The following is a 5,621-nucleotide window of genomic DNA, read 5'->3' as shown; positions in this document are numbered from 1 at the left end:
GCTCCTACACCCAGGTTGGCATAACACTTGCTCACCCCACGCCATGTGACTGAATTCTCCGATGAATGACGGAATATTGGCATGGCGAAGAGCGACGCAGAGAAAGACCCCACCGCTAAAGGCAAACTCAAGCTGATCCTGCTACTGGTGCTGGCATTGCTGCTGGCCATCGGTCTGTCGGTGGGCGCTACCTGGTTCGTCCTGCACAAGTCAGAGGACAAGCCGGCGGCGGATCCGGCACTGGCCGGCAACCTCAAGCCTGCGGCGATCTACGAGCCCCTGGCGCCAGCCTTCGTGGTCAACTTCAACCAGAACGGTCGTCAGCGTTACATGCAGGTAAGCATCACCCTGCAGGGGCGCGACCAGGCCGCGCTGGATGCCTTGAAAGTGCATATGCCGGTGATCCGCAACAACCTGGTGATGCTGTTTTCCGGGCAGGGTTTCGACGCGCTGGCAAACCCCGTTGGCCAGGAGATGTTGCGCCAGAAAGCGACCGCCAGCATTCAGGAAGTCGCCCAGAAGGAAGTCGGCAAGCCGGTCATCGACCAGTTGCTGTTCACCAATTTCGTATTGCAGTAGGAGCCACCGATGGCCGTGCAGGACCTGCTGTCCCAGGATGAAATCGATGCCTTGCTGCATGGTGTCGACGATGGTTTGGTACAAACCGAGAGCCACGCTGAGCCTGGCAGCGTCAAAAGCTATGACCTGACCAGCCAGGATCGCATCGTTCGCGGACGCATGCCGACCCTGGAAATGATCAACGAGCGCTTCGCCCGTTACACCCGCATCAGCATGTTCAACCTGTTGCGTCGCTCTGCCGACGTCGCGGTTGGCGGTGTGCAGGTGATGAAGTTCGGTGAGTACGTGCACTCGTTGTATGTACCCACCAGCCTGAACCTGGTGAAGATCAAGCCGCTACGCGGGACCTCGCTGTTCATTCTCGACGCCAAGCTGGTGTTCAAACTGGTGGATAACTTCTTTGGTGGTGACGGTCGTCACGCCAAGATCGAGGGGCGGGAGTTCACCCCGACCGAGCTGCGCGTGGTGCGCATGGTGCTGGACCAGGCGTTCGTCGATCTCAAGGAAGCCTGGCAGGCGATCATGCCGGTCAACTTCGAGTACATCAACTCCGAGGTCAACCCGGCAATGGCCAACATCGTCGGGCCGAGTGAGGCGGTGGTGGTCTCGACCTTCCACATCGAACTCGATGGCGGTGGCGGCGACCTGCACGTGACCATGCCGTATTCAATGATCGAGCCGGTGCGCGAAATGCTCGACGCCGGTTTCCAGTCCGACCTGGACGACCAGGACGAGCGCTGGATCAAAGCCCTGCGCGAAGACGTACTGGATGTCAGCGTACCGCTGAGCGCCACGGTCGCCCGCCGCCAGCTGAAGCTGCGCGACATTCTGCACATGCAGCCCGGTGATGTGATTCCGGTCGAGCTGCCTGATGAGCTGATCCTGCGGGCCAACGGCGTGCCGTCGTTCAAGGCCAAGCTGGGTTCGCACAAAGGCACCCTGGCCTTGCAGATTATCGATCCGATCGAGCGCCGCTGAACGGCGCCGGTTGTTCCAACTCCGAATTGATTGCCCGTCGAGGACAAAATGGCTAACGAAAACGACATCACCTCTCCGGAAGAGCAGGCTCTGGCCGATGAGTGGGCGGCTGCCCTGGAAGAAACCGGTGACGCCGGCCAGGCCGACATTGACGCCTTGCTGGCCGCGGACGTCGGCAGCGCGCCGGCATCCAACCGCTTGCCTATGGAAGAGTTCGGCAGCTCGCCGCGTAGCAACGAGCAGGTGACCCTCGATGGCCCGAACCTGGACGTGATCCTGGACATTCCAGTGAGCATCTCCATGGAAGTGGGCAGCACCGAGATCAACATCCGCAACCTGCTGCAGCTCAACCAGGGCTCGGTGATCGAGCTGGATCGTCTGGCCGGTGAGCCGCTTGATGTGCTGGTCAACGGCACGCTGATCGCCCACGGTGAAGTGGTGGTGGTCAACGAAAAGTTCGGCATTCGCCTGACTGACGTGATCAGTCCGAGCGAACGTATCAAGAAGCTGCGCTGAGTGAGCCGCCTTCTGCCGCGCGGCCTGGCATTGGCTGGCGCCCTGTATATGGACGTGGCCCTGGCCACTGTGCAGCCGACTGCCGCGGTAGTGGCGTCGGGCAGTGGTGGCAGTGCCGCCGGGCAATTGACCCAGTTGGTGCTGGGGTTGCTGTTGGTGCTGGGGCTGATTTTTCTGCTCGCCTGGCTGTTGCGCCGGGTGCAGAACGCTGCGCCAGGCAACGGTCAGGTCATCGAGATCCTCGGCAGTCGCACCTTGGGCCCGCGGGATCGCCTGTTGCTGATACAGGTCGGCAAGGAGCAGATCCTGATCGGCCATACGCCTGGCAGCATCGAGGCATTGCACGTGATGGCGGAGCCGGTCGAGGTGCCTGCCGGTGCGCGTCAGGCAACACCAGAATTCGCCCAGCGCCTGATGGAGCTGATGGGCAAGGATCAGAAGGGTAGGTCGTAATGGGCGCATTGCGCATGATGTTGTCGCTGCTGTTGCTGTTGGCAGCGCCACTGGCCCTGGCCGCCGATCCGTTGTCGATCCCGGCCATTACCCTGTCCAATGGTGCGGACGGGCAGCAGGAGTATTCGGTCAGCCTGCAGATCCTGCTGATCATGACGGCGCTGAGTTTCATTCCGGCGTTCGTCATCCTGATGACCAGCTTCACCCGCATCATCATTGTCTTCTCCATCCTGCGCCAGGCACTGGGCCTGCAGCAGACACCATCAAACCAGATTCTTACTGGGTTGGCGCTGTTCCTGACCATGTTCATCATGGCGCCGGTGTTCGACCGGGTGAACAAGGACGCCCTGCAGCCCTACCTGAATGAACAGATGGTGGCTCAGGAGGCAATTGCCAAGGCGCAGGTGCCACTCAAGGATTTCATGCTCGCCCAGACTCGCCAGAGTGACCTGGACCTGTTCATGCGCCTGTCCAAGCGCACCGACATTGCCAGCCCCGATCAGGCGCCGCTGACGATCCTGGTGCCGGCGTTCGTCACCTCGGAGCTGAAAACCGCCTTCCAGATCGGTTTCATGATCTTCATTCCGTTCCTGATCATCGACCTGGTGGTGGCAAGTGTGCTGATGGCCATGGGTATGATGATGCTCTCGCCGCTGATCATCTCGTTGCCGTTCAAGATCATGCTGTTCGTGCTGGTCGATGGCTGGGCCCTGATCATGGGCACCCTGGCCGGCAGTTTCGGCGGCGTCTGACGCCGCAAGGAGAAGTGGACCATGACCCCTGAAGTTGCCGTCGACCTGTTTCGTGATGCGCTGTGGCTGACCACCCTGATGGTCGCCGTGCTGGTGGTGCCGAGCCTGCTGGTGGGCTTGATCGTGGCGATGTTCCAGGCGGCGACGCAGATCAACGAACAGACCCTGAGTTTTCTCCCGCGCCTGTTGGTGATGTTGGTGACCCTGATCGTGGCCGGGCCGTGGCTGGTGCAGAAGTTCATGGAATACATCCTGTCGTTGTACGGCAACATTCCGCAACTGATCGGCTGACGCGCCCATGCTCGAGCTGACCGATGCGCAGATAAGCACGTGGGTGGCCAGTTTCATCCTGCCGCTGTTTCGTGTGACCGCAGTGCTGATGACCATGCCGGTGTTTGGTACCACACTGCTGCCGGCGCGCGTTCGCCTGTATTTTGCCCTGGCCATTACTGTGGTGATCGTGCCCGGCTTGCCGCCGATGCCTGAGGTCCATGCGCTTGACCTCAGTGCGTTGCTGCTGATCGCCGAGCAGGTGATCATCGGCGCGCTGTTCGGCCTGTCGCTACAACTGTTTTTCCAGATTTTCGTGATTGCCGGGCAGATTGTCGCGGTCCAGATGGGTATGGCGTTCGCCTCTATGGTTGACCCGGCCAACGGCGTCAACGTTGCGGTTATCGGCCAGTTCCTGACCATGTTGGTGACCCTGTTGTTTCTGGCCATCAACGGTCACCTGGTGGTCTTTGAGGTGCTCACCGAGAGCTTCACCACCTTGCCGGTGGGCAGTGGTTTGCTGGTCAATCATTTCTGGGATCTGGCCGGACGCCTGAGCTGGGTGCTGGGCGCTGCGTTGTTGCTGGTGCTGCCGGCCATCACCGCGTTGCTGGTGGTCAACATCGCCTTTGGTGTGATGACGCGTGCGGCGCCGCAACTGAACATCTTTTCCATCGGCTTTCCGCTGATACTGGTGCTGGGGCTCGGGATCTTCTGGATTGTCCTGGCTGACATTCTTCCGCATTACCAGGCACTGGCCTCCGAGGCCTTGCAATGGATGCGTGAGCTGGCACGGGCGCGCTGAGCATGGCAGAGAGCGAAAGCGGTCAGGACAAAACAGAAGACCCCACCGACAAGCGCAAGAAGGACGCGCGGGAAAAGGGCGAGATCGCGCGCTCCAAGGAACTCAATACGGTAGCGGTGACCCTGGCCGGCGCAGGCGCGTTGTTGGCATTTGGTGGAGGTATGGCTCAGGCGATGATGGAGTTGATGCGCAGCAACTTCATTTTGACTCGCGAAGTGATCACTGATGAGCGCTTCATGGGGATTTTCCTCATGGCAGCCGGTAAGTCTGCACTGCTTATGGTGCAGCCGGTGTTGTTGGTATTGCTGGTGGCATCGATCATCGGCCCGGTGGCGCTGGGCGGCTTCCTGTTTTCCGGTAGTCTGTTGCAGCCCAAGTTCAGTCGGATGAACCCGCTGTCCGGGATCAAACGAATGTTCTCGGTCAACGCCTTGTCCGAGTTGCTCAAGGCATTTGCCAAGTTCTTCATGATTCTGATCGTGGCCCTGGCCGTGCTGTCGGCGGACCGTGACGACCTGCTGGCGATTGCCAATGAGCCCTTGGATCAGGCAATCATTCACTGCGTTCAGGTGGTGGGCTGGAGTGCTTTGTGGATGGCTGCCGGCTTGCTGCTGATTGCCGCGGCGGACGTGCCGATCCAGCTCTGGCAGACGCACAAGAAGATGCTGATGACCAAGCAGGAGGTGCGTGACGAGTACAAGGACAGCGAAGGCAAACCGGAGGTCAAGCAGCGTATCCGCCAGCTCCAGCGCGAAGCGTCGCAGCGGCGGATGATGGCGGCGATCCCCGAAGCGGACGTCATCATTACCAACCCGACCCACTATGCCGTGGCGCTCAAGTACGACCCGGAGAAGGGTGCTGCACCTTTGCTACTGGCCAAGGGTACTGACTTCATTGCCTTGAAAATTCGTGAAATTGCCAACGAGCACAAGATCCAGGTGCTTGAGTCCCCGGCGCTGGCGCGTTCAATTTACTACTCAACCGAGCTTGAGGAAGAGATTCCGGCTGGGCTGTACCTGGCAGTGGCCCAGGTGCTGGCCTATGTCTTCCAGATCCGCCAGTACCGGGCTGGCAAGGGCAAGCCGCCAGAGCCGCTCAAGGACTTGCCCATCCCGCCGGACCTGCAGCGCGATTAAGGCCTTCGGTAGGAGCAACTGTCTGTGGTGGGAGCGGGCTTGCCCCGCGAAACGATGTGACTGACAGAACGCTGTCGGGGGTGTACAACCGGAGACATCCTTTACACAGTAAACCGGAGACATGGTTTACAC

At 60.2% G+C, this 5,621-nt stretch carries 8 protein-coding genes; all 8 read left to right on the top strand.

Annotated elements, in window-relative coordinates; all coding sequences use genetic code 11:
- The first annotated feature begins 81 nt into the window (after positions 1 to 81).
- The 8 genes from fliL to flhB are packed head-to-tail and all read left to right on the top strand — an operon-like array spanning position 82 to position 5,489.
- Entirely contained in the window at positions 82 to 579 is a 498-nt protein-coding gene (gene fliL, locus NPS47_RS24935) for a flagellar basal body-associated protein FliL (protein ID WP_274297387.1), read from the top strand.
- Between the two features lie 9 nt (positions 580 to 588).
- Positions 589 to 1,557 carry a flagellar motor switch protein FliM gene (gene fliM / locus NPS47_RS24930; protein WP_038613349.1) on the top strand — a complete coding sequence of 323 codons (969 nt, stop codon included), beginning with the start codon at positions 589 to 591 and terminating at the stop codon, positions 1,555 to 1,557.
- A 48-nt stretch (positions 1,558 to 1,605) separates the two neighbouring features.
- On the top strand, positions 1,606 to 2,073 hold the full coding sequence (fliN, locus tag NPS47_RS24925) for a flagellar motor switch protein FliN (RefSeq protein WP_274297386.1): 468 nt from the start codon (positions 1,606 to 1,608) through the stop codon (positions 2,071 to 2,073).
- Between the two features lie 48 nt (positions 2,074 to 2,121).
- Positions 2,122 to 2,526, top strand: a complete 405-nt coding sequence (fliO, locus tag NPS47_RS24920) for a flagellar biosynthetic protein FliO (RefSeq protein ID WP_274297388.1) — start codon at positions 2,122 to 2,124, stop codon at positions 2,524 to 2,526.
- Entirely contained in the window at positions 2,526 to 3,278 is a 753-nt protein-coding gene (gene fliP, locus NPS47_RS24915; protein WP_274297385.1) for a flagellar type III secretion system pore protein FliP, read from the top strand. Before fliO ends, fliP begins: the two co-directional genes overlap by 1 nt.
- Positions 3,279 to 3,299: 21 nt before the next feature.
- A complete protein-coding gene (gene fliQ / locus NPS47_RS24910; protein ID WP_274297384.1) occupies positions 3,300 to 3,569 on the top strand; it encodes a flagellar biosynthesis protein FliQ in 270 nt (89 codons plus the stop codon).
- Positions 3,570 to 3,576: 7 nt separating this feature from the next.
- Entirely contained in the window at positions 3,577 to 4,353 is a 777-nt protein-coding gene (fliR, locus tag NPS47_RS24905; RefSeq protein WP_157193489.1) for a flagellar biosynthetic protein FliR, read from the top strand.
- 2 nt (positions 4,354 to 4,355) lie between these two features.
- Positions 4,356 to 5,489 (top strand): flagellar biosynthesis protein FlhB, encoded by a 1,134-nt coding sequence (gene flhB / locus NPS47_RS24900; protein WP_274297383.1) that lies wholly within the window; start codon positions 4,356 to 4,358, stop codon positions 5,487 to 5,489.
- Positions 5,490 to 5,621: the final 132 nt, after the last annotated feature.

The organism is Pseudomonas putida (genome assembly GCF_028682475.1).
Lineage (GTDB): Bacteria > Pseudomonadota > Gammaproteobacteria > Pseudomonadales > Pseudomonadaceae > Aquipseudomonas > Aquipseudomonas putida_AG.
The sequence above is the reverse complement of the archived record's forward strand: the minus strand, read 5'-3'. Positions and strand labels throughout refer to the sequence as shown.

Coding starts and splice junctions, on each gene's coding strand:
- fliL (WP_274297387.1), top strand. CDS start 82: ATGGCGAAGAGCGACGCAGAGAAAGACCCCACCGCTAAAGGCAAACTC.
- fliM (WP_038613349.1), top strand. CDS start 589: ATGGCCGTGCAGGACCTGCTGTCCCAGGATGAAATCGATGCCTTGCTG.
- fliN (WP_274297386.1), top strand. CDS start 1,606: ATGGCTAACGAAAACGACATCACCTCTCCGGAAGAGCAGGCTCTGGCC.
- fliO (WP_274297388.1), top strand. CDS start 2,122: ATGGACGTGGCCCTGGCCACTGTGCAGCCGACTGCCGCGGTAGTGGCG.
- fliP (WP_274297385.1), top strand. CDS start 2,526: ATGGGCGCATTGCGCATGATGTTGTCGCTGCTGTTGCTGTTGGCAGCG.
- fliQ (WP_274297384.1), top strand. CDS start 3,300: ATGACCCCTGAAGTTGCCGTCGACCTGTTTCGTGATGCGCTGTGGCTG.
- fliR (WP_157193489.1), top strand. CDS start 3,577: ATGCTCGAGCTGACCGATGCGCAGATAAGCACGTGGGTGGCCAGTTTC.
- flhB (WP_274297383.1), top strand. CDS start 4,356: ATGGCAGAGAGCGAAAGCGGTCAGGACAAAACAGAAGACCCCACCGAC.